Annotated in this window: 14 protein-coding genes and 1 other RNA gene; 9 read left to right on the top strand and 6 right to left on the bottom strand. The window is 56.6% G+C overall.

Translation table 11 applies throughout. The annotated features are described in order from the left end of the window. Positions 1–67 precede the first annotated feature (67 nt). Positions 68–775 (top strand): hypothetical protein, encoded by a 708-nt coding sequence (locus M504_RS04515; protein ID WP_047488473.1) that lies wholly within the window; start codon positions 68–70, stop codon positions 773–775. A 53-nt stretch (positions 776–828) separates the two neighbouring features. Here M504_RS04515 and M504_RS04510 read toward each other — a convergent pair whose 3' ends face one another. Beyond that, the gene (locus tag M504_RS04510; RefSeq protein ID WP_047488469.1) at positions 829–2,229 is read right to left on the bottom strand and encodes an aspartate ammonia-lyase; all 1,401 of its coding nucleotides are present in this window, start codon (positions 2,227–2,229) and stop codon (positions 829–831) included. A 574-nt stretch (positions 2,230–2,803) separates the two neighbouring features. Between M504_RS04510 and M504_RS21085 the strand changes: the two genes are divergently transcribed. After that, the gene (locus M504_RS21085) at positions 2,804–3,235 is read left to right on the top strand and encodes a carboxypeptidase-like regulatory domain-containing protein (RefSeq protein ID WP_052200395.1); all 432 of its coding nucleotides are present in this window, start codon (positions 2,804–2,806) and stop codon (positions 3,233–3,235) included. Between the two features lie 46 nt (positions 3,236–3,281). Here the strand turns inward: M504_RS21085 and M504_RS04495 are convergent, their stop codons facing one another. Then, complete coding sequence (locus tag M504_RS04495; protein WP_047488462.1) at positions 3,282–4,625, bottom strand: amidase; 1,344 nt, start codon at positions 4,623–4,625, stop codon at positions 3,282–3,284. A 27-nt stretch (positions 4,626–4,652) separates the two neighbouring features. Next, a complete protein-coding gene (gene asnB, locus M504_RS04490) occupies positions 4,653–6,452 on the bottom strand; it encodes an asparagine synthase (glutamine-hydrolyzing) (protein WP_047488459.1) in 1,800 nt (599 codons plus the stop codon). A gap of 188 nt (positions 6,453–6,640) precedes the next feature. On the opposite strand from asnB, the gene M504_RS04485 reads away from it, so the two are divergent. From M504_RS04485 to M504_RS04460, 6 genes are all read left to right on the top strand, one after another. After that, positions 6,641–8,173 carry a fumarate hydratase gene (locus M504_RS04485; RefSeq protein WP_047493455.1) on the top strand — a complete coding sequence of 511 codons (1,533 nt, stop codon included), beginning with the start codon at positions 6,641–6,643 and terminating at the stop codon, positions 8,171–8,173. A 66-nt stretch (positions 8,174–8,239) separates the two neighbouring features. Further along, a complete protein-coding gene (locus M504_RS04480; RefSeq protein ID WP_047488457.1) occupies positions 8,240–8,677 on the top strand; it encodes a hypothetical protein in 438 nt (145 codons plus the stop codon). A 108-nt stretch (positions 8,678–8,785) separates the two neighbouring features. Then, positions 8,786–10,318: a multicopper oxidase family protein gene (locus M504_RS04475; protein WP_052200390.1), complete on the top strand. Its 1,533-nt coding sequence runs from the start codon at positions 8,786–8,788 to the stop codon at positions 10,316–10,318. Beyond that, positions 10,315–11,796 (top strand): TolC family protein, encoded by a 1,482-nt coding sequence (locus tag M504_RS04470; RefSeq protein WP_047488453.1) that lies wholly within the window; start codon positions 10,315–10,317, stop codon positions 11,794–11,796. Before M504_RS04475 ends, M504_RS04470 begins: the two co-directional genes overlap by 4 nt. Positions 11,797–11,840: 44 nt before the next feature. Then, entirely contained in the window at positions 11,841–14,282 is a 2,442-nt protein-coding gene (locus M504_RS04465; protein ID WP_232296153.1) for a heavy metal translocating P-type ATPase, read from the top strand. Positions 14,283–14,334: 52 nt separating this feature from the next. Further along, positions 14,335–14,862: a methylated-DNA--[protein]-cysteine S-methyltransferase gene (locus tag M504_RS04460; protein ID WP_047488447.1), complete on the top strand. Its 528-nt coding sequence runs from the start codon at positions 14,335–14,337 to the stop codon at positions 14,860–14,862. Positions 14,863–14,932: 70 nt separating this feature from the next. Here M504_RS04460 and M504_RS04455 read toward each other — a convergent pair whose 3' ends face one another. Then, a complete protein-coding gene (locus M504_RS04455; protein ID WP_052200385.1) occupies positions 14,933–16,141 on the bottom strand; it encodes a glycoside hydrolase family 172 protein in 1,209 nt (402 codons plus the stop codon). Positions 16,142–16,245: 104 nt separating this feature from the next. Then, positions 16,246–16,600: a transfer-messenger RNA gene (gene ssrA / locus M504_RS21710) on the bottom strand. A 147-nt stretch (positions 16,601–16,747) separates the two neighbouring features. Between ssrA and M504_RS04450 the strand changes: the two genes are divergently transcribed. Beyond that, a complete protein-coding gene (locus M504_RS04450) occupies positions 16,748–17,845 on the top strand; it encodes an aldose epimerase family protein (protein WP_047488444.1) in 1,098 nt (365 codons plus the stop codon). 12 nt (positions 17,846–17,857) lie between these two features. Here the strand turns inward: M504_RS04450 and ligD are convergent, their stop codons facing one another. Further along, positions 17,858–20,671 carry a DNA ligase D gene (gene ligD, locus M504_RS04445; RefSeq protein WP_047488440.1) on the bottom strand — a complete coding sequence of 938 codons (2,814 nt, stop codon included), beginning with the start codon at positions 20,669–20,671 and terminating at the stop codon, positions 17,858–17,860. Positions 20,672–20,722 lie beyond the last annotated feature (51 nt).

The raw sequence follows: 20,722 nt of genomic DNA, 5'->3' as shown, positions 1-20,722 counted from the left end.
GTCCCGGATTTTCATCCGCTTCCGTCCAACGTAGCAAGCCTGCGGGCCACCTGAGGAGTATTGGTTGATGTTCCGTTTCACCGCACCGGCGCCGCGCGCGCTTGCCGCCTCCGCCGCGTTAGTCTTGTTTGCCGCAACGGCCGCCGCCCAGGCCACTTCGTCCACGCCTACCCGCAGCTCGCGTCGTCAAAATGCGAATCGCCAGGCCCGTATCGCACGCAATATTGCCGATGCCTATTCGCACCGCTGGGAAGTAGCGGGTGGCGGCGGCTTTCTTCGCTTCCGCACGGGCGAGAATCTCCAGAAGATTTCCGAGATCAACTTCTTCGCCAATGCCAACTACCAACTCAGCCCCACGTTGGGTATTGTGGGCGACGTCCGTGGTTTCTATGGCAACGCCAACATCCCGAACCTGTATGTGAAGAATGGCGTGTACAGCCCGCAGATCAGCGAATACACGTTCATGGCTGGTCCGCAGTACCGCTTTTACGCCAAGGAAAAGTACACGCTCAGTGCCAACGCTGTGGCTGGTGTGGCCATGAGCAAGTTCGGCGGCGATGCGAAGGGACTGCGCTCGGAAGATCTGGGTATGTGGCCGGATTCCAATGCGAAGTTCGCGTATTCGTTTTCCGTAATTGCCGATTACAACATCTACAACAACCTGGCAGTTCGTGTGCAGCCGACGTATGTGGGCACCACGTTCGGTGGAACGGTGCAGAACAACCTGGGTATTCAAGCGGGTGTGGTGTATCGCTTCGGACGCCTGTCGAAGTAAGGTATTTCCAGCTTTCGAAACTGAGGCCGCTCGTAATGAGCGGCCTTGGTACGTTAGGCGTCTTCTTTTTCGCGCGGTTCGGTCATGGCTCGTGCGTCGAGAATGGTGTCGATCTGGTGTTCTGTCAGTAGGTCTTTCTCGCGCACAAGGTCGATGATGGAACGTCCGGTAGCGATGGATTCTTTCACGACCTCGGCTGCTTTCGCATAGCCGATATAAGGATTCAGTGCGGTGGCTAGTGAGACCGTAGATTGCGCATAGAAGGCGCAGCGGGCTTCGTTGGCTGTGATGCCGCGGATGCAGCGGTGATCCAGCTCGTGCAGTGTATTGGTGAGGATGGTGATGGACTGGAGTACGTTGTGCGCCATCGAGGGCATCATCACATTCAATTCAAGTTGGCCAGCCTGTACTGCCATGGCGACCGCAGCATCGTTGCCGCAGACCTGAAAACCGACCATCGCAACGAGTTCCGGCAGTACGGGATTGACCTTGCCCGGCATGATGGACGAGCCCGGTTGCAGACTGGGAAGATCGATCTCCCGGAAACCGGTGTTTGGGCCGGAGGACAAAAGACGAAGGTCGTTGGAGATGCGAATGATTTCCAGCGCCAATGTTCGCAGCGCACCGGACAGGCTGGCCATGGGCGCACACGACTGCATGGCGTAGCGCATATCGTCGGCAGCGGTAAGGGGTTCTCCCGTTCGTTCGGTTAACAAACCAACCGCCAGAAAACGATACTTCGGATGGGTATTGATGCCGGTGCCAACGGCCGAGCCTCCGAGCCCAAGTTCGCGAAGACCGGCGCTCGATTCTGCAATGAAAGTTTTGGCGCGACGGATGGCGACAGCGTAGGCTGCGAACTCCTGGCCAAGACGGATGGGAACGGCATCCTGCATGTGCGTGCGGCCGGATTTCAGAATGTGATCAAATTCCGCGGCTTTTGCTTCGAGACCCTCTGACAATGATTCCAGCACCGGATAGAGCTCCTGCAGGGCAAGCAGGGCAGAGAGGCGCATGGCAGTGGGGAAGACGTCATTTGTACTTTGACCGTAGTTCACGTGGTCGTTCGGGTGCGCCAACGCGTATTCGCCGAGATTGCCCCCAAGGATCTGCGAAGCCCGGTTTGCCAGAACTTCATTTGCGTTCATGTGCAGCGAAACACCTGCACCGGCCTGGAACACGTCCACAACGAACTGATCAAGATGCTGACCGTCGAGAACTTCCTGCGCTGCCAGCTGGATGGCGCGGGACTGTTCCGGCGTGATGAGACCAAGGTCGCCATTCACCTTTGCAGCGGCGAATTTAATAAGTGCCAATGCACGAACAAGAAAAGGATTGGCGCGGAGGCCGCTGATGGGGAAGTTCACGATGGCACGTGCGGTCTGCGCTCCGTACAGCGCTTCTGTGGGAACCTCCACGTAGCCAAGCGAATCTTTTTCCCTGCGCGTGTTCATGTTGTATCCCTCTCAGGGAGTTAGATCGGGGATTAAGTATCTAGGCGAGCCGGGCGGCAGAGAATTTCGACGACAATCTGTGGCTGTCCCATTGTCAGCCGCTTCTATAGTTTCCCAAGGGCGGGCTACGGGGCTGAGTTATCCAACATACGATCTCGCCACGGCGCCGATCGCATATTATTGCACGCTAGGTTAGGGACTATGGCCATATCGAGATATCCAATTGCTGCTGCTTCGACTTTCCCTGCGATAGCCTGCTCTTTCGTGTCGCTATGGGATTTGATGGAACACCACCGTCCGGCGCTGGCCCTCTTAGAGGGCTTGAAGTTGCTGGTCGTTGTCGCCGTAGCTCTCTTCATTGCACTTAAACCAGAGAACGCGTCCAGTACTCGTGACGATGGGACCCGACAAATTCGGTTCTGTGCGCTAACGGGCATCGGTGTCGTAAGTATGTTCGGTACGTTACTCGTCATTGCTCTACTAAAAGGCTAGGGCTGCCTCTCGCGGGTGTGGATGTTCGCCGCACGAGAAACAGGGATGCGAAACTACCCTCGTGAGGAGTAAAATCGTGCCCATGAAGCGTTTCCCTTTTTTCATGGTTGTTCTTGCCGGAGTGTTCGCCCTTGCCGGAGTTGCGAGTGCAGGCGCCCAGTTTATTCCGGGCATGAGCCGCAACGCGAACGGGACAGGCTCGGCCGGTGAGAAGGGTCTTGGCATTGGCACTTATGACACGAAGACAGTGGTGCATGAACGCGTGGTCAGTGGTGTCGTGAAGAGCAAAGACGGCGCACCGCTGAAGGGCGCTGTGGTGTACCTGAAGAATGACGGCAACAAGAATGTGAAGTCCGTAACCGTGGATGAAACGGGCAAGTTCCGTTTTGTGCAGCTTTCGCGCACGGTGGACTATCAGCTCTGGGCCGAATCGAAGGATAAGAAGACCGATCCGAAGACGATCAGCCAGTTCGATACGCGCGATTTGATTACCCGTGAACTGACCGTCGAGTAGTCAGCTCTTATGTGCGTGAGAAAGCCTCGCTTTGGCGAGGCTTTTCTTATTGGCGCAACGGCGATAGAGCCGCTTCGATTGCAGAGCCCACGCGCAGTATGTGGGCATCGTGGCCGTGAGTGCCGGCGATCATCAGGCCGACGGGCGCTTCACCGTGGCGGTGACAGGGAACGGAAAGTCCGCAGCCGTCAAGAAAGTTGAAGATGCTGGTGTTACGCAGCATCAGCCCATTGGCATTGAAGTAGGCTGTGTCGTCCTGCTCCAGATCCGCGATGGGCGGCGCAATGATGGGCGTGGTGGGCAGCAGAATGGCATCGTAGCCAGCGAAGACTTGCATGGATTCAGTGATGATTTCGCGGCGCGCCTGCATCAGGTCGAGTAAATCTGCGGCGAGCATGTTGGCCCCGTGCAGGATGCGTGTGGAGACGTGTGGATCATAGCGGTGTCCGTTGGTTGCAAGCGAGCGTCTGTGCCACGCATAGGCTTCTGCGGCCGCAGTCTGGTTGCTTGCAGGAATGCGCGCCAGCGCGGGGAACTCCACTGGTTCTATGGTCGCACCGGCTTCTTTCAACGCAAGGAGCGCGTTCTGGAAGGCTGTGGCAGTGGCATCATCCAATCCTTCAAGAACGTAACCCTGCAGGATGCCGAACTTCAGGTTGCTCAGAGGGAATGCCGGCTGCGGTGTGTAGCTCTCGCCTGAGAGCACAGCGTCCAATCGGGCGCAGCAATCCACTGTGGCTGCGAGCGGGCCTACGGAATCAAGGCTACGAGCCAGTGGCACCGTGCCGTGCAGGGGAATGCGACCCGCTGTGGGTTTGAAACCAGTAAGTCCGCATAAGGCAGACGGGATTCGCACGGACCCACCCGTATCGGTACCGATGGCTGCGATGGCCATGTCATCGGTCACTGAGATAGCTGCGCCGCTCGACGAACCGCCGGGGATGCGGCGATGGGCGCGATCCCACGGGTTAGCGGGAGTGCCGTAGTGTGGGTTCAAGCCGAGCCCGCTGTAGGCGAACTCTGTCATGTTCGTGCGACCAATGATGACGGCTCCGGCGGAGCGCACGCGTGCAATGATGGCCGCGTCCTGATCGGCTGGAGGCTCTTCGCTCAGAACTACCGAGCCTGCGGTGGTAGTTTCGCCTTCGACATCGAAAAGGTCTTTAACGGAGATGGGAAGTCCCAACAAAGGCTTGTTCGCCGTATTGCCCTCGCGGAGGAGAGCGTCTGCTTCGTTAGCTTGTTGCAGCGCTTTGTCGTTGATGCGCGTGAAGGTGCGCGCGCCTTCGCCATTGGGATCAGCGATGTTGGTGAGGCATTGCTCAACCAGCATGCGGCTGGTTGTTGCTCCAGAGTGAAGTTGTTGCAGAACATCGCCAATCGAACGCATCGTCTGATTGTATGGGGACGATTCCTTTCATCCCGCAGCGAACGCCCTCTGTAGATGAAGCGCCCAGCCCCTCAGTCCACGCTTTGGCTTTTCTCCCGGGAAACCTTCGCTTAGCCAGTCGCGGACAGGAGCAGCGAAACCGGTCTTGGGTCGATTCAGGATATGGGCCGGCAAATGTCTCGTGGGAGTAGCGACCATATCCTGTTTCGTGAAGCCCCCGTGCACGATATAGGGAGCAAGGATCTTCAACAGTTTCCAGTCGGCAAATGGAACTCGTATTTCGACAGAGTTTGCCATGCCTGCCCAATCGGCATCTCTCAACAACTGGTTCCGCATATACATTGTCATTTCAAGGATGTGCACATGCATTTTGTCTACATCGCCGGACTGCATCGCCGTCGGAAGGCGAAGCCCAATCAGGCCTGTCTCCTCCAGTTCACGCAGGCCGTCGCGGGCCATGTCCGGGTCCATTACTTCCTTTAATTCCCATGGCATGAAGAGGCCGCGGCGTAGCAGGTAAGAACCCTGGATATTTGCGCCGTATTCCAGCAGACCTGCGTATTTCGGGGACGTGATCCGACGTAATAAAGGTGCGGATAGCCACCTGAATGTCTGCCCTATGCCGGGGATGCCATTCGCCCACTGAAACGTCCGTTTCATCGAAGGGACCTGACGGAAGCTGGGATAACCGGCAAAGAGTTCGTCGCCTCCGATTCCAGAGATGGCCACTTTGTAACCAAAATCTTTGGCCATGCGGCTGATCATGAAGACGTTCATTCCGTCGATGGTGGGCTGGTCCATCGCCTCTACGAACGCCTCGTACATCTGGGCGAACTCGCGTGCGCCGTAATACCTTTCCTTATGCCCCAACCCGTAAAAATCAGCGATTTCGCTGGCTAGTTTCGTTTCGTTCGCGATGTTGCCCCCGGTAAACCCAAGCGTCATTGTTTCGGGGGCCCCTTCTTTTCTTTCGCTCAGCAAACCCGCGATGGTTGCAGAATCCAGCCCTGCCGATAGGAAAAGGGCCACTGGGACGTCAGCGATCATATGGGCGTAAACGGAGTCCATCAGTGCTTCGCGGAGTACATGCTGTCGCTCCGACGAATCCTGCGTCACCTCTTGTTCCGCGGCTGCGGCAAAGACGTCGCTGACGGTCTCGCCCTGTATGATCCGAGGCTCACATCCCGACTCTACGATCATCACGGATCCCGCAGGCATACAGCGAATCTCACGATAGAGCGTGTAAGGCTCAGGAACCGAACCCCACAAGAGAAAGGCTGCCTGCCCTGCGGGATCAGGAGTGTATGTGTCCAGCAGTGGCGTGAGTGATTTCACCTGCGAAGCAAAACAAAACTTGCCATTGACCACGCTGTAGTACATGGGCTTGATGCCCAAGGGATCCCGTGCCAACACAAGTGTCCGGCTGTCTCGGTCCCATATGGCGAAGGCATACATCCCTCGAAGCATCGGAAGCATGTCCAGCCCGTATTGCTGGTACATGTGGAGAAGGACCTCTGTGTCGCTCTCAGTCAGAAAGCGATGCCCGTAAAACTCCAATTGCGCACGAAGTTCGCGAAAGTTGTAGATCTCTCCATTGAAGACGATGGTGAGAGAGCCGCCCTTAAGTTGCATCGGCTGGTCAGAGTCTTGTGTGGGATCAATGATCGATAAACGGCGGTGCGCCATACCGATTTCTGACTGTGGGCCTACCCACGAGCCATACGCGTCTGGACCCCGGTTTCTCATTTGGTACGCCATGGTATTCAGCGTTTCAAATGGAGAAGTCACTGGCGCGGTTAGGGCCAGAAATCCTGCGATACCACACATAAAAGACCTGTCCTGACGAGAAAGTGGTGCATAAGTTTCAGTTGTTGCGGGAATTGTCGCTATTAGGACATAAAAAAGCTGTAAAGGCTCGGCTATCTTTCGATAGCCTAAGCTCCTAACCCTTGGAGATGAAGACATTTCCGTCGGTGGTGGGACTGGATTTCCCGTTGCCGTACCATTGGAATGTCATGACCCAGATCAAGCAGGAAGACTTCATCGCCAGCGTTGCGGACGCGCTGCAGTACATCAGCTACTACCATCCCGTGGACTACATCACGAACCTCGCTCGAGCATATGAGCTGGAGGAGTCGGTGGCAGCCAAGGATGCGATGGCGCAGATTTTGATCAATAGCCGGATGTGCGCGGAGGGGCATCGTCCCATCTGTCAGGACACCGGTATCGTGTCAGTCTTCCTGAAGATCGGCATGGGCGTGCAGTTTGCCGATGCCACCATGGACGTGCAGCAGATGTGTGACGAAGGCGTGCGTCGTGCGTATCTGGACCCGGACAATACGCTGCGTGCGTCGGTGCTGGCGGATCCCGCGTTCAGCCGAAAGAATACCAAGGACAATACGCCTGCCGTTGTGGTCACCGAGCTGGTCACGGGGGATGGCGTGGATGTAATCGTGGCGGCGAAGGGCGGCGGCAGCGAGGCAAAGAGCAAGTTCGCCATGTTGAACCCGTCGGACAGCATTGTGGATTGGGTGTTGAAGATGGTGCCGCAGATGGGTGCGGGATGGTGTCCGCCAGGGATGCTCGGTATTGGCATTGGTGGGACGGCGGAGAAGGCGATGCTGCTGGCGAAGCAGTCGCTGATGGAACCCATCGATATGCAGGAGCTGATTGCGCACGGTCCGCAGAACAAGACTGAGGAGCTGCGCATTGAACTGTATCGCAAGGTGAATGCGCTGGGTATTGGTGCGCAGGGGCTTGGCGGCCTTACAACTGTGCTGGATATCAAGATTCTCGACGCCCCAACGCACGCTGCGAATCTTCCCGTTGCCATGATTCCGAATTGCGCGGCCACACGGCATGTGCATTTTCACCTGGACGGGAGCGGACCGGCGAAGCTTGACCCGCCGTCGCTGGAAGACTGGCCAAAGCTGACTTACAACCCCACGAATGCGCGCCGCGTGAATCTGGATACGGTGACGCGTGAGGAAGTGGCGATCTGGCAGGCGGGTGAAACTGTCCTGTTGAATGGCAAGCTGCTGACAGGACGTGACGCTGCCCACAAGCGCATGACGGACATGCTGAACCGTGGTGAGAAGCTGCCGGTGGATTTCACGAATCGCTTCATCTACTACGTTGGCCCGGTTGATCCGGTGCGTGAAGAGGTGGTTGGGCCAGCGGGGCCGACGACCGCAACGCGGATGGATAAGTTCACGCGGCAGATGTTGGAACAGACCGGTCTTCTGGGCATGGTGGGCAAGAGCGAACGTGGACCGCAGGCGATCGAAGCCATTAAGAACAATGGCGCGGTGTATCTGATGGCAGTTGGCGGCGCGGCGTACCTGGTGTCGAAGGCTATCAAGGCGTCGAAGGTGCTGGCGTTTGAAGACCTTGGCATGGAGGCGATCTATGAGTTTGAGGTCGTGGATATGCCCGTGACTGTTGCGGTTAGTGCGGATGGCACCAGCGTTCATACCACTGGTCCGGCTGAATGGTCTGCACGCATCGCTGCTTCGCAAGACCTTGGCGGTGTGCCGATTCTTCAGTAGGCATGCGAGTTTGGAATGCATCGAACGCGATTCTGGTGCATCCTAGAAGGCAAGGAGGACAGTGGAATGCGGAAGATGATCGCCAATGCGATGCTTTGCCTGCTTTTGCTGCTCTCCGTGGGAACGGCACGTTGTGAGTCGCTATGCGCTATGTCGGCGATGCCAGCGATGGCTGCATCCGCGATGGATGAAACACCCACGATGTCGCATGACGATTCCATGGTGATGGACGCTGGCATGGAGCATTGCCAGGGTATGCGCATTGAGCAGAACAATTTGCCCAATGTCGATGCTGGATGCGGACAGATGAACTGCCGTCATCAGGCGTTGCCGCCTTCTGCGGACTTCCGTGTTGTAACGGATGATGTCGGATTGCTTGTGGCTACGGTTTTTACTGTGGCAGAGCATGCGGTTGTGCCAGCGGCAGGTGTGCTGGATGTCACAGACCATCCTCGTGCTGTTCCGCTCTCTCCTCTCGAACAAACCTCCATGCTGCGCGTGTAATACGTCGGCTATTGCTGCGTGTTTGTGAATGCGCAGTCATGCCGGACGTTACGGTGCGTTGAATTGCGCCGTGTGTATACACGTTGGTCTCAGCATGGAGTTTTAAAGATGTCGACACGCAGATCGTTTCTGCAGCGTGCTGCTGCATGGTCCGCAGCATTGCTTGCCACTGGGCGCGAAGTTAAAGCGGAGGTGGCCACTTCTATCCCGCAAAATACAGCGCAGCAAGTGCATGCGAAAGGCGGATACCTGGGCACCGCCAGTGGCTCGCTTTCGAAGATCGAAACAGGTGCAAGGCCCAAGGGGACGGTGCCTGTCATCACCACCGAAGTGGGCGACTTGCCGTTCGAGATGGATGGCGATGTGAAGGTGTTTCGTTTGACTGCGAGCGTATTTCGCCAACAGATAGCGCCGCAGAAGTGGGCGGATGTGTGGGGCTTCAACGGCAGTGCGCCGGGGCCTACGATTCAGGTGACGCAGGGCGACAAGATCCGTGTGATTTACAAGAATGAACTGCCTGAGCCGACCTCGATCCATTGGCACGGGTTTGAAGACACCATTGCGAACGATGGGATGCCGGGCATTAGTCAGCCGCCCATCAAGCCGGGCGGGAGCTTCACCTATAACTTCACCATCAGGCAGGAAGGCACCTTCTTCTACCACTCGCACATGGCGATGCAGGAGATGGCAGGTATGTTGGGCGCGGTGATCATGCACCCGAAGGTGCCGTATCGTCCGCACTGTGAGAAGGACTACGTCATCCATCTTCAGGAGTTCGCGCTGCTTGCGAATCAGACGATCCCCGACACCATGAAGATGGAGTACAACTGGCTGCTGTTAAACGGCAAGGCAAGTCCGGCGACCACGCCGCTGATTGTGAAGCAGGGCGAGCGCATACGCATTCGCTTTGTGAACATGGGCATGGATCATCATCCGATGCATGTGCATGGACACACGTTCTACACCACAGGCACAGAAGGTGGCCGCATTCCGGAGACGGCATGGTGGCCCGGAAATACTGTGCTGGTTGGCGTTGGACAGGCGCGCGATGTGGAGTTCGTTGCGGACAATCCTGGCGACTGGATGTTGCACTGCCATCTGCCGCACCACATGATGAACCAGATGGTGACGCAGGTGGGACCGATGACGCGACCCATGAAGATGGGTGTAGCCGCAAAGCCTGCACTGCGCAAGGGTCATGCTGCTCTGGCTGACGCCGACATGGATCCATCGATGATGGGCATGATGCAGCAACAGATGGACGGTTCGCCCCGCATGAGTGCACAGCAGCGGAAACAGCAGGAAGCTTTTGATACCAGCAACGAAGGCATGATGCAGCAGATGCAAGAGGCAGCGCCCAATGCGGAGAACGTGCCGAACTATCCGCAGGATGCGTTGATGGAAGGGCCGATGATGCAGATGGATGCATTGGTTAATCGCCCGGAAAACCTCGGTTTGAATGCGGGTTGGAGCCGTTTTATGCAGGGCATGATGACGTTTGTGCGTGTGCTTCCTGCCGAACAATATGATCGCGTGATTGCTGCTATGAAAGCTGCGAATCGTCCGAATGATCCAATGGCCTCGTTGTACGGCGGTGCTGCAACGAGTGTCGTCGCGAAGGCTCAGGAGGTGCGTCGATGAGGATGCATTCTCTGGTATTGGCATGCGTGATGGCGACGGGCGCTGCTGCAGCACAATCGATGGAAGGTATGCAACATGACCGTGGCGCGATGCAGCAACAACAGCAACCAAGTCTGCCTGCAGCTGCGGCTACGCTCGCATATCCTATGCAGGCGGTGCAGGAGCCTGAGGCACTGGAGTTGCGCACGGGCGAGAATCTTCCGGCGCCGGAATTGTTAAAGGACGTTATGCAAAAGCCTGCGATGACGTTGGCGCAGTGGCTGGATCTTGCTGAGGCGCACCATCCTTCGCTCATTGAGGCGCGTGCCGCTGTCACACGTAGCGAACAGCAGGCACGGCAGGTAGCATTACCTCCTGATCCGGTGGTTGGCTACTCGGGAGAGCACATTCGTGGGGGTAACTATCATGGCGGTGAGCAAGGCGTGTTTCTCTCGCAGGAGATTGTGTTGGGAGGGAAGCTGGCTCTGCGCCGTGATGTAGTGCGCGCGGAAGGCAAGGCAAATGAGCTTGGCGTAGAGATGCAGCGAGCGCGTGTTCATAACGACGTTGCGCAGCGGTTCTTCGATGCATTGAGTGCCCAAGTTTCCGTGACCATTCATGAACGTATGTTGAAGCGCGCCGAAGACGCGCAGGTGAATGCGCATGAGTTAATGCGCGTGGGACAAGCGGATGCGGCAGACGTATTGAAAGCCGAGATACAGGCAGAGCAGGCCAAGATGGACTTTGTTGAAGCGCAGCGTATGTTTCTTGCGTGGTTCGGAAGGCTTGCGGCCACAGCAGGTATGTCGACGATGAACGCGCAGCCGTTGGACGGAAAACTGACAGAGCCGCCACAGATGGATGTGCAGGACTTGATTCGTAAGGGAGTAGAAGAAAGCCCTGCGATCAAGCAGGCAACCGCCTCGGTTGCGATTGCAGAGACGCAGGTGAAATCTGCGAAACGCGAATCGATTCCTGATGTGAAGATCACCGCAGGCGAATGGTATTCCGGCGAGCGACTGGATAGAACCAACAAGGCCGCGGGTTGGATGGGATTTGCGCAGGCGGGTGTGCAGTTGCCGTTATGGAATCGTAACCAGGGGAATGTCGGTGCGGCTAAAGCGGAACTTTCCCGTGCTCAGGCTGCGGTGGCTCGAACGCAGATGTGGACACGGGAGCGAGCGGAGCCGATTGCACAGCAGTATGAACAGTCACGATTCGCGGCGGAACGATATCGCACACAGATGTTGCCAAGAGCGCGCCGGGCTTATGAATTGGAAGTGATGAAGTACCAGCAGATGGGGCAAGCATATCCGAAAGTGCTTGAGTCACAGGCGCTGTTGTATGAGTTACAGCTCGGGTATGTGAAGGCTCTACACGATGAGTGGTCGGCGGCAATTGCTTTGGAAAACTTTACTCTGGATGGAGCGTTGGAAAAGCCTGTGAGCATCGGCGCGGAAGACGCGATGCGGAATCTGCCTTCAAGTGCGGGGAATTGAGGTTTGTTGCGATGAGTTGCTGCGGCGAGGAGAAGGCGATAACGATGCAAATAGACCCAGTGTGTGGCATGTCGGTGGATCCGATGAAGGCTGCTGCATCTGCAGAGTTTGAAGGAACGACTTATTACTTCTGCTGCAAAGGTTGCCGCGATAAGTTTGTTGCAAATCCGCAGAAATATCTGCAAGGAGATACGAATGCGGACGGTTGCTGCGGTGGCGGACAGCAACTGGTGACGTTGTCAGCAGCGCCTGCCACTTTGAAGGTGAAGGATGTTGTTTGTGGGATGACGATTGATCCCGCCAAGGCTGCAGCAACAGCGGAATACAAGGGTGATACCTATTACTTCTGTGCGAAGGGGTGTCACGCGAAGTTCACAGCTGATCCTGAGAAATATCTCCATCCTGCTTCCGACGCTCCACCGCCTGCGGGAGCGGAAAGCTTGGAATACACGTGCCCTATGGATCCACAGATTCGGCAGATTGGGCCTGGAACGTGTCCCATCTGCGGCATGGCGTTGGAGCCCGTGGGCGTTGTGTTGGAGGAAGATACCACTGAGTTAGATGACATGACGAAGCGGCTTTGGATGGCTTCGGTATTGACGCTGCCGTTGTTGTTGATGATGTTTATGAGGCACATGCCAGTGGTGGAATTGCTATTGGCTACTGCAGTTGTCTTGGGATGTGGATGGCCGTTCTTTGTACGTGGATGGCAGTCAGTCCGCTCCGGCAATTGGAATATGTTTACGCTGATTGCGTTGGGAACGGGCGCTGCCTATCTTTACAGTCTGGTTGCGGTCGAAGCGCCGCAATTGTTTCCTGCAACAGCACGCGACGCGTCGGGAGAGATCGGTCTTTACTTTGAACCTGCGGCGGTGATCGTCACGCTAGTGCTTGTGGGACAGGTGTTGGAGCTTCGCGCACGGAGCAGCACCGGTGCGGCGTTGCGTTCTTTGCTTGGTTTGGCCCCGCAGACGGCACTGCGTGTGCAAGGCAATACAGAGGGGGAAGTGCCATTGTCGGATGTGCGTGTGGGGGATGTCCTGCGCGTGCGTCCGGGTGAGCGTGTGCCGGTAGATGGCGTTGTGCTGGATGGTGCTTCGTCGATTGATGAGTCGATGATGACTGGCGAGTCGATGCCTGTTGCGAAGACCGCAAATGACGCTGTTACTGGTGGCACGATGAACGGCACAGGCGCGTTCCATATGCGTGCAGAACGCGTCGGCGCAGATACGATGCTTCAACAAATCGTGCGGATGGTGAGTGAGGCGCAACGAACGCGTGCGCCGATTCAGCGGGTCGCTGATCGAGTGAGTGGCATCTTTGTCCCCGCGGTGCTTGCGGCTGCAGTGATTGCATTTGCGGCCTGGCTGCTGGTGGGGCCTCAGCCTCGACTGTCGCACGCAGTGGTGAGTGCAGTGGCTGTATTGATCGTGGCGTGTCCATGTGCGTTGGGGTTGGCTACACCGATGGCAATCACCGTAGGCACGGGACGTGGCGCGCATGCAGGTGTGTTGCTTCGTAATGCGGAGGCGCTGGAGCAGTTAGGCAAAGTTGACACGCTGGTGATCGATAAGACCGGAACGCTTACAGAAGGTAAGCCTTCTGTTGCGGAGGTGATCCCACAGCCGGGGTTCAGTGCAGAGGATGTGCTGCGGCTTGCTGCGAGTGTCGAGAAAATGAGCGAGCATCCTTTGGCTGGCGCAGTAGTGCGTGCGGCTGACGAGCGTGGTGTGTCATTGCATTCGGCGGAAGGATTTGTTTCAACGACTGGGCAGGGCGTGCGTGCGATGGTTGATGGCCACTGTATTGTGGTTGGAAACGCTTCGGCAATTCGTGACCTGCCACGCGACGTTGATGCTTCACGAGTGGATGGCAGAACGCTGATCTTCGTTGCTGTAGACGATGTATTTGCAGGCAACATTGCCATTGCTGATCCGATACGGTCCTCTGCTGCGCATGTCGTGAAGGAGCTTCAGCGTGAGGGATTGAAGATCGTGATGGCCACTGGCGATCATGAGGCAACGGCAAGGGCTGTGGCTGAACCGTTGCAGATTGATTACAGGGCGAGCCAGTTGCCGCAGGACAAGGCGACGCTGGTAAAACAACTGCGTGACACTGGTGCTGTCGTCGCCATGGCGGGTGATGGTATTAACGACGCGCCTGCGCTAGCTGCTGCGGATGTTGGTATTGCAATGGGGACGGGGACGGATATCGCCATGGAGTCAGCACCTGTGACGTTGCTGAAGGGCGATCTGCAGAGTTTGTTACGGGCGCGGCGATTGAGTGTCGCTACCATGCGAACCATTCGGCAGAATCTATTCTTTGCTTTCTTCTACAACGCTTTGGGAGTCCCTCTCGCCGCGGGTGTTTTGTATCCGCTGTTTCATCTGACGTTGAACCCAATGGTGGCTGCCGGAGCGATGAGTCTTTCGTCTGTTTGTGTCGTCGGAAATTCATTGCGACTGCGTTCCCTGAACCTGCAGTAGGAATTGTGAGTGAAGTTGCGACTCACATGCATCGCAAGGAGAGGCTAAAGATATGGGCTTGGTGAAAACGTCAATGCCATCACCTGTGGGCGTACTGAAGTTAGTGGCGAGCGACGCTGGATTGGTCGCTGTGCTTTGGCCAGAGGATGACCCGAAGCGTGTGCGCTTAGAGGAGGCAGGTGAGGATGCCTCGCACCCTGTGTTGAAAAAAGCTGTGGTTCAGTTGGAAGAGTATTTTGCGGGGCAACGCACTGAGTTTGACTTGCCACTAGATGCGCGAGGAACCGCATTCCAAAAGCTGGTTTGGGAACAACTATTGGCCATTCCGTATGGAAAGACGCGTAGTTATGGCGAGATTGCGATGCGTTTGGGAAGGCCCACGGCGAGCCGCGCAGTTGGCGCAGCGAATGGTAGAAATCCGCTGTCGATTGTGGTGCCTTGCCATCGTGTGATTGGAACGTCAGGGGCTCTGACAGGATTTGCTGGAGGACTGGAGACAAAGCGGGTGTTGCTGGAGTTAGAAGGGGCCTCGGTGCCAGGGCAGAAGTCACTCTTTTCGATAAATACTTCCGAGATCTGAAGCGCTCACTTAGGCGGCGCGCTTTCTCACACGAATGCCCAGGTAAAAAACACCGGGGCATTCGTTTTGTTTACTGAGGCCGCGTGGGTGTTAGAGGATTCGCTGTGGGTGAGATGGTGCCCGGCTGTGGGATCGGTAGCGGTGTTACCGGCGGTGCAATGTTTTGTTGCGGGCCGTTGCCGGGGCCACCTGTGGGGTAGATGGCAGGCAGACGTGTCTCTACCGCAGGAAGCTCTGGAAATGGCGCGTGAGGCTCAGTCTGATACCAGTAGGCGACTGAGTAGTAATTGTCAGAACGGTGGTTGGCGTGACCGTGTTCGATGGTGCCCTTGAATTCCTTGCTGAAGGGAATCGGCGAATCGAGATGGAAGCGGTAAACGAGATTATGGCTTCCGGCGAGTTCTGATCCGACGAGCGGCGCTCCGTTGCTTTGATATGCGAAGTGAGTCCCGAAGTCCCATGCGCCGAGGAAGTAATCTTCTGATCCGGTGCCGGTGATAGTGGGCTTGCTCATGTCGTCGATGAAGAGCATTTCATCGCCTTCGCCCCACCAACCATCCTGATTCTGCACTACGCCAAGCGTTAGACCGACATAATGGCCTTTGCCGTTCGCTTCAAGGAAAGTGTAGTTGTCCTTGCCGTCGAGATTGGGCTTCAAGTCTACGCGGTAGTCGTTGTTGGCATAGAAGTCTGTGGTCCAGCCTTTATTGGGAACGGCCTGGCGGTACTGAGCGTGGAAGTACAGCGAGTCTTTGTCAGCCACGTTGGGGCCAGTGCGATATTCCAGGTTGTAGTAGAAGCTGTTGATGAGCAGTTTGCCCTGATTCTCAATCGTGATGCGCGCGTGTTTGCGGAAGGGCATGGGGAAGTAGCTGTTGAGCGCACGGCTTGAACCCACGTTGAGTACGGCAGATTCAAAGCCGACATATTCGCCTGTGTTCTGACCGAAGAAATCTCCGATAGGAACTTCGACACTGGGGCTTGTCTCACCGTCCCAGTAGATTCGCAGAACAACGCGCTTAAGGAAGTATTTTTCGGAATCAGAGATGGTCACCCAGAGATGCGAAATCTGGCCGGGGCCATCGACGTCCATCAGAGTTGCTGTGGCGCCGGGAAGTACGCGAAGTGAATCATGGTTCCCGCCTGTTGGGTCCATGCTTCCGATGCGATGCAGCGTGTATGTCTGTGGATGAGTAAGGTCAACATTGCCACGAACCGCCTGAGCAAAGGCAGGCAGCGCGATCAGAGACGAAAGCAGGGCAGGTAAAACAAAGCGCATAAGCGAGATATTCCAGTTCCGTGAGGAAGATGGCGAGCGCCACCACTCTACTGGCTTTGCGTTCTGCTGTCACGCGGGAAGTGCGTGATGGATATGTGTGAAGTTGGTGGAGGCGGGGAGAATCGAACTCCCGTCCGAAGAAACCAATGACAAAAGGCATTCATGCTTTTCCCGTATCATCTTTGTCTCGTAGCCGCCACTTAGAACGGGCGAAGATGTAACGGCCACCAGCCTGATCGATCTCGTCATTGCCGTACAGGCGGAACAGCTTTGACCAGCCTACTGTGCGACGATTGGTACCCGCCCATAGGCGAAGCGGGAGCAATCGGCTACTTATTTAATTAAGCAGCAAGTGCAAACTGAGGTTCGGCACTTATAGTTTTTGGGTTCGATTACGGGTGTACCCACCCCGGCATGCCCTCTTGCCACAAGCGACCCCGTCGAAACCATGACGCCCCCAACTTTGTGGAGCAGCTTCGAGCGTTGCATGTTGCAGCGCTGTCAAAGAACTGTATCCAGTATAAATCCTGCAGCATTCGCGTGCCGCCGCCCCAGCCCGGTATACTTCGCGGAGTCCGCGGTTGGCGGCCATGAGGGCATGGAACAATGAAGATGGCAGTGGCGCTTCTGGCGCTGGGGATGATTGGAACCGGTATGAATGCGGAAGTAACGAAGGCGTCGTTCGGCACGGCAAAGAACGGCAAGCCCGTTGAAATCTACACGCTGAAAAGCCCGGAACTGCAGGTGAGACTGATCACTCTTGGCGCGCGCATTCAGGCGATTGATGCACCGGATCGCAATGGCAAGTTTGCTGACGTGGCCCTGGGACATCCGAAGGCCGCTAGCTACCAAGATGATGGTGGAACGTACTTTGGCGCCGTGGTGGGACGATACGGCAACCGCATTGCCAAGGGACAGTTCACGATCGACGGCCACACGTATCACGTGCCGATTAACAACAATGGCCAGTCGTTGCATGGCGGCCTAGATGGTTTCGACAACCGCATCTGGAGCGCGAAGGAAGTGGCCGACGGTGTGGAGTTCACGTTGGTTTCGCCCGATGGCGACCAGGGATATCCCGGTACGTTGACCGCGCATGTGACGTACACGCTGCACGGGCATGATCTGAAGATTGAGTACAGCGCGACAGCCACCAAGCCAACGGTAATTAACCTAACGAACCATTCCTACTTCAACCTGGCGGGCGAGGGGAACGGCACGATTCTGAATCACAAGATTCAGATCAACGCGAACCACTACACGCCGGTGGACAAGGTTCTGATTCCCACGGGTGATTTGCCTGCAGTGGCTGGCACACCGTTCGACTTCCGTGCGCCTCATGCCATCGGTGAGCGAATTGAAGCGAAGAATGAACAACTGACGATTGCTGGTGGCTACGATCACAACTTCGTGTTGAACGGCGCGGCTGGAACGCTGCGGACTGCGGCGATTGTCACCGATCCTATGTCGGGTCGCACGTTGACGGTGAAGACGACAGAGCCGGGTGTGCAGTTCTATACCGGAAACTTCATCAAGGATGGCGAGATCACCGGTACGGGCGGCAAGAAGTATGTGCGCCGTGGTGGATTCTGCCTGGAGACCCAGCACTATCCGGATTCGCCAAATCATCCAGCGTTTCCGAGCACACTGCTGCGGCCTGGACAGACGTATCATACGACTACGGTCTTTAGCTTTACGAAGTAATGTTCGCTGCGGCTAGGAGCGCTTCGCCTTGGGTGCGAAGTGCTCCAGCGCCGCGGCGTTGAGCGTTTGCTTCAGCTCAAGCACCTCGCGCCAAGGATCCTTCGTCAGGCGCGGCTTCCACTCCTCAAAATCATGAACGGTATAGCGTGGACGCGCGTTGCCTGTGAGTTCTTTCCATTCCAGCGGCATGCTCACGGGGAGGCCGCTGCGTGCGCGCATGCTGTACGGAGCGACCGCTGTGGCGCCTCGTTCGTTACGCAAGTAGTCGAGGTAGATCTTCCCGGTGCGTGCCGCCTTGGTCATCTTACTGAGATAGAGTTCGGGGCGCGCCTGTTCCATGGCTTGCACCAAGCCATATGTCCACGACTTCATAAAGGCGAAGTCGTGCTTCGGTGTGATGGGGAAGAGAACATGTAATCCCTTGCCGCCAGTCGTTTTTACGAAGCTCTCTACGCCTGCGCTTTTCAATACGTCGCGCACTTCGAGTGCGGCTTCGCAGACGGTAGACCAGGGAAGTGATTCATCGGGATCAAGGTCGATGATGATGCGATCAGGGCATTCAAGGTCGTCGTTGCGCGAACCCCACGGATGGATTTCCAGGACGCTCATTTGTGCGAGGCCCGCGAGAGCCTCTGCTGAATTCAGTGTGATGTAGGGTTCGGGTGCGCCGCCCTTCTTGTCTGCCACCATGACGCTTGTAACGCCCGCGGGCAGCATGTGGTTGACGTGCTTCTGATAGAAGCACTGATGCGCAGAGCCTTCGGGGCAGCGGACGAGGCTTAAGGGACGGTCTGCAATGTGGGGCAACATCTCTTCCGACACAGCCCATAGGTAATCCATGAGTTCGCGTTTCGTGACTCCGCTTTCCGGATCGACGACCTTTTCTGGGTGTGTTAGGCGAAGGCTGGGTGCAGCCTTCGTCGCTTGCTCTGAAATGCGCTTGGGTCGTTTGGAATCGATCGAAACAACCTTTGCTGACTTTGTTGTTGCTCTGGTTTCTGCGACGGGTTCGAGCAGCGTCTGCACGTCTTTTTTTGTTTCCACGGGAGCGGTGGATTTGTGTTTCGCGGAAGGCGGACCCATTTCGCGACGCACTTCTTTTGCGGGCTTGTCTTCGCGAAGACCCTGGAATGCTGCCTGACGAACAAGATTCTCGGCGGTCCACGTGGCGAAACGTACCTGGGCAACGAGTTGCGGTTTGACCCAGTGCGCATCTTTGCGGCCCGCTGCGTCGATGGCGACGAAGGGGGTGGCCTTGCTCTCGATGGCATCGAGTTTGTCGCGTAGGAGTTTGTGTGTCTTCTGCGTGAAGCCGGTACCGGTGCGGCCTGCGTAGATGAGTTTCCCTGCGTCGTCGTAATAGCCCAGAAGGAGGGAACCCACGCCTCGACTGCCATTGGATAAATCCACCCAGCCGCCAATGACGAATTCCTGTTCCAGCACGCATTTTGATTTGAGCCAGAGCGTGCTGCGACCGGAGTGGTAGGCGGCGTCCGCCTTCTTCGAGATGATGCCCTCTGCGTGGAGTTCGCACGCAGATCGGAAGATCTTTGCGCCGTCCCCTGCGATGTCTTCGCTCAGACGCAAGCCATCTTTTTCATCGTCGAGCAGTGTGTGGAGAAGACGCTTGCGTTCCTTTAGGGGAAGGCCGCGTGTGTTGTGTCCGTTGAGATGGAGAAGATCGAATAGGAAGAAGGTGAGGGGATGTTTCTCATTTTTTTCAAAGGACGCTTGAAGATGCGCGAAGCTGGAGAGGCCTTTTTCGTCGAGCACGACTACTTCACCATCCAGGATGGCATCTTGCACCGGGAGCGTCTTAATAGCTTCTGCGACGGACTTCATGCGATGCGTCCAATCGAGGCCGCTGCGGGTGAAGAGTTGCACACGTGAGCCCTGCTTCCGGGCTTGCATGCGATAGCCGTCGAGCTTGATCTCATGTAGCCATTCATCTCCCGATGGCGGTGCGGTGGCTTCTTGCGCCAGTTGCGGCTTGATGAACTCGGGAAGCTTTTCTTTAGGTAGTTTTGCTAACGAAGCATTGTTGAATGTCGGAGCCTTCTTGGAAGGTGTGGTGACTTTTGCTGTGCCGCTAGAAGCGGTATCCGCGCCCCGCGCCCGCTGGCGATACCATGCCTGACCCTCGGTAGCCGTTTCTTTTGAGTTCCAAATGTGCGTGCTGGCCTCCGCGATCTGCTCAAGCGAGCGGCCTGTGACTGCGGAGTCCGGCATCTCTTCGGTGATGGCGGGATCATCCGGTGTGCGTTCGTATTCGTCGTGTTCTTTAATCAGCAGCCAATTGGGCTTGGCTTCCTGTGCGGCTTTACCGCCCATGCGAACGAGTGTCCAGTTGCCCTGCAGCTTGGTGCCGTTCAGGGCGAATTTCAGCGAGCCTTTGCGCAGCCCTTCTTCTACATCGACGTGCGGCTCCCATGTGCCCTGGTCCCACACCATCACGGTGCCACCACCGTACTGCCCGCGCGGGATGATGCCTTCGAAGCCGCCATATTCCATGGGGTGATCTTCCACCTGCACGGCGAGCCGCTTATCCGCGACGACGTAGCTGGGGCCTTTGGCGACCGCCCAGCTTTTCAGTACTCCGTTCCAGCCAAGACGGAAGTCATAATGCAGGCGTGTGGCTGCATGCTTCTGAATGACGAAGGGAAGAGACGCGGCGGAAGTTGATTTCTGCTTGCCGCTGGGTTCTGCAGTCACAGAGAAATCGCGCATGGAACGATAGCGAGCAAGCTGCTCGTCTACCGCGTCGCCAGCCGTAGGCTTTGTTTGTTTCTTTGAAGCCGTTTTCTTTGCTGTTTTCTTCGTTGCCATGCTTCATGCCCTTCTACGAGAACGGATGCCTGCAAGTAGCGAAGGCGCGGC

Source organism: Terriglobus sp. TAA 43, from assembly GCF_000800015.1.
Lineage (GTDB): Bacteria > Acidobacteriota > Terriglobia > Terriglobales > Acidobacteriaceae > Terriglobus.
The sequence above is the reverse complement of the archived record's forward strand: the minus strand, read 5'-3'. Positions and strand labels throughout refer to the sequence as shown.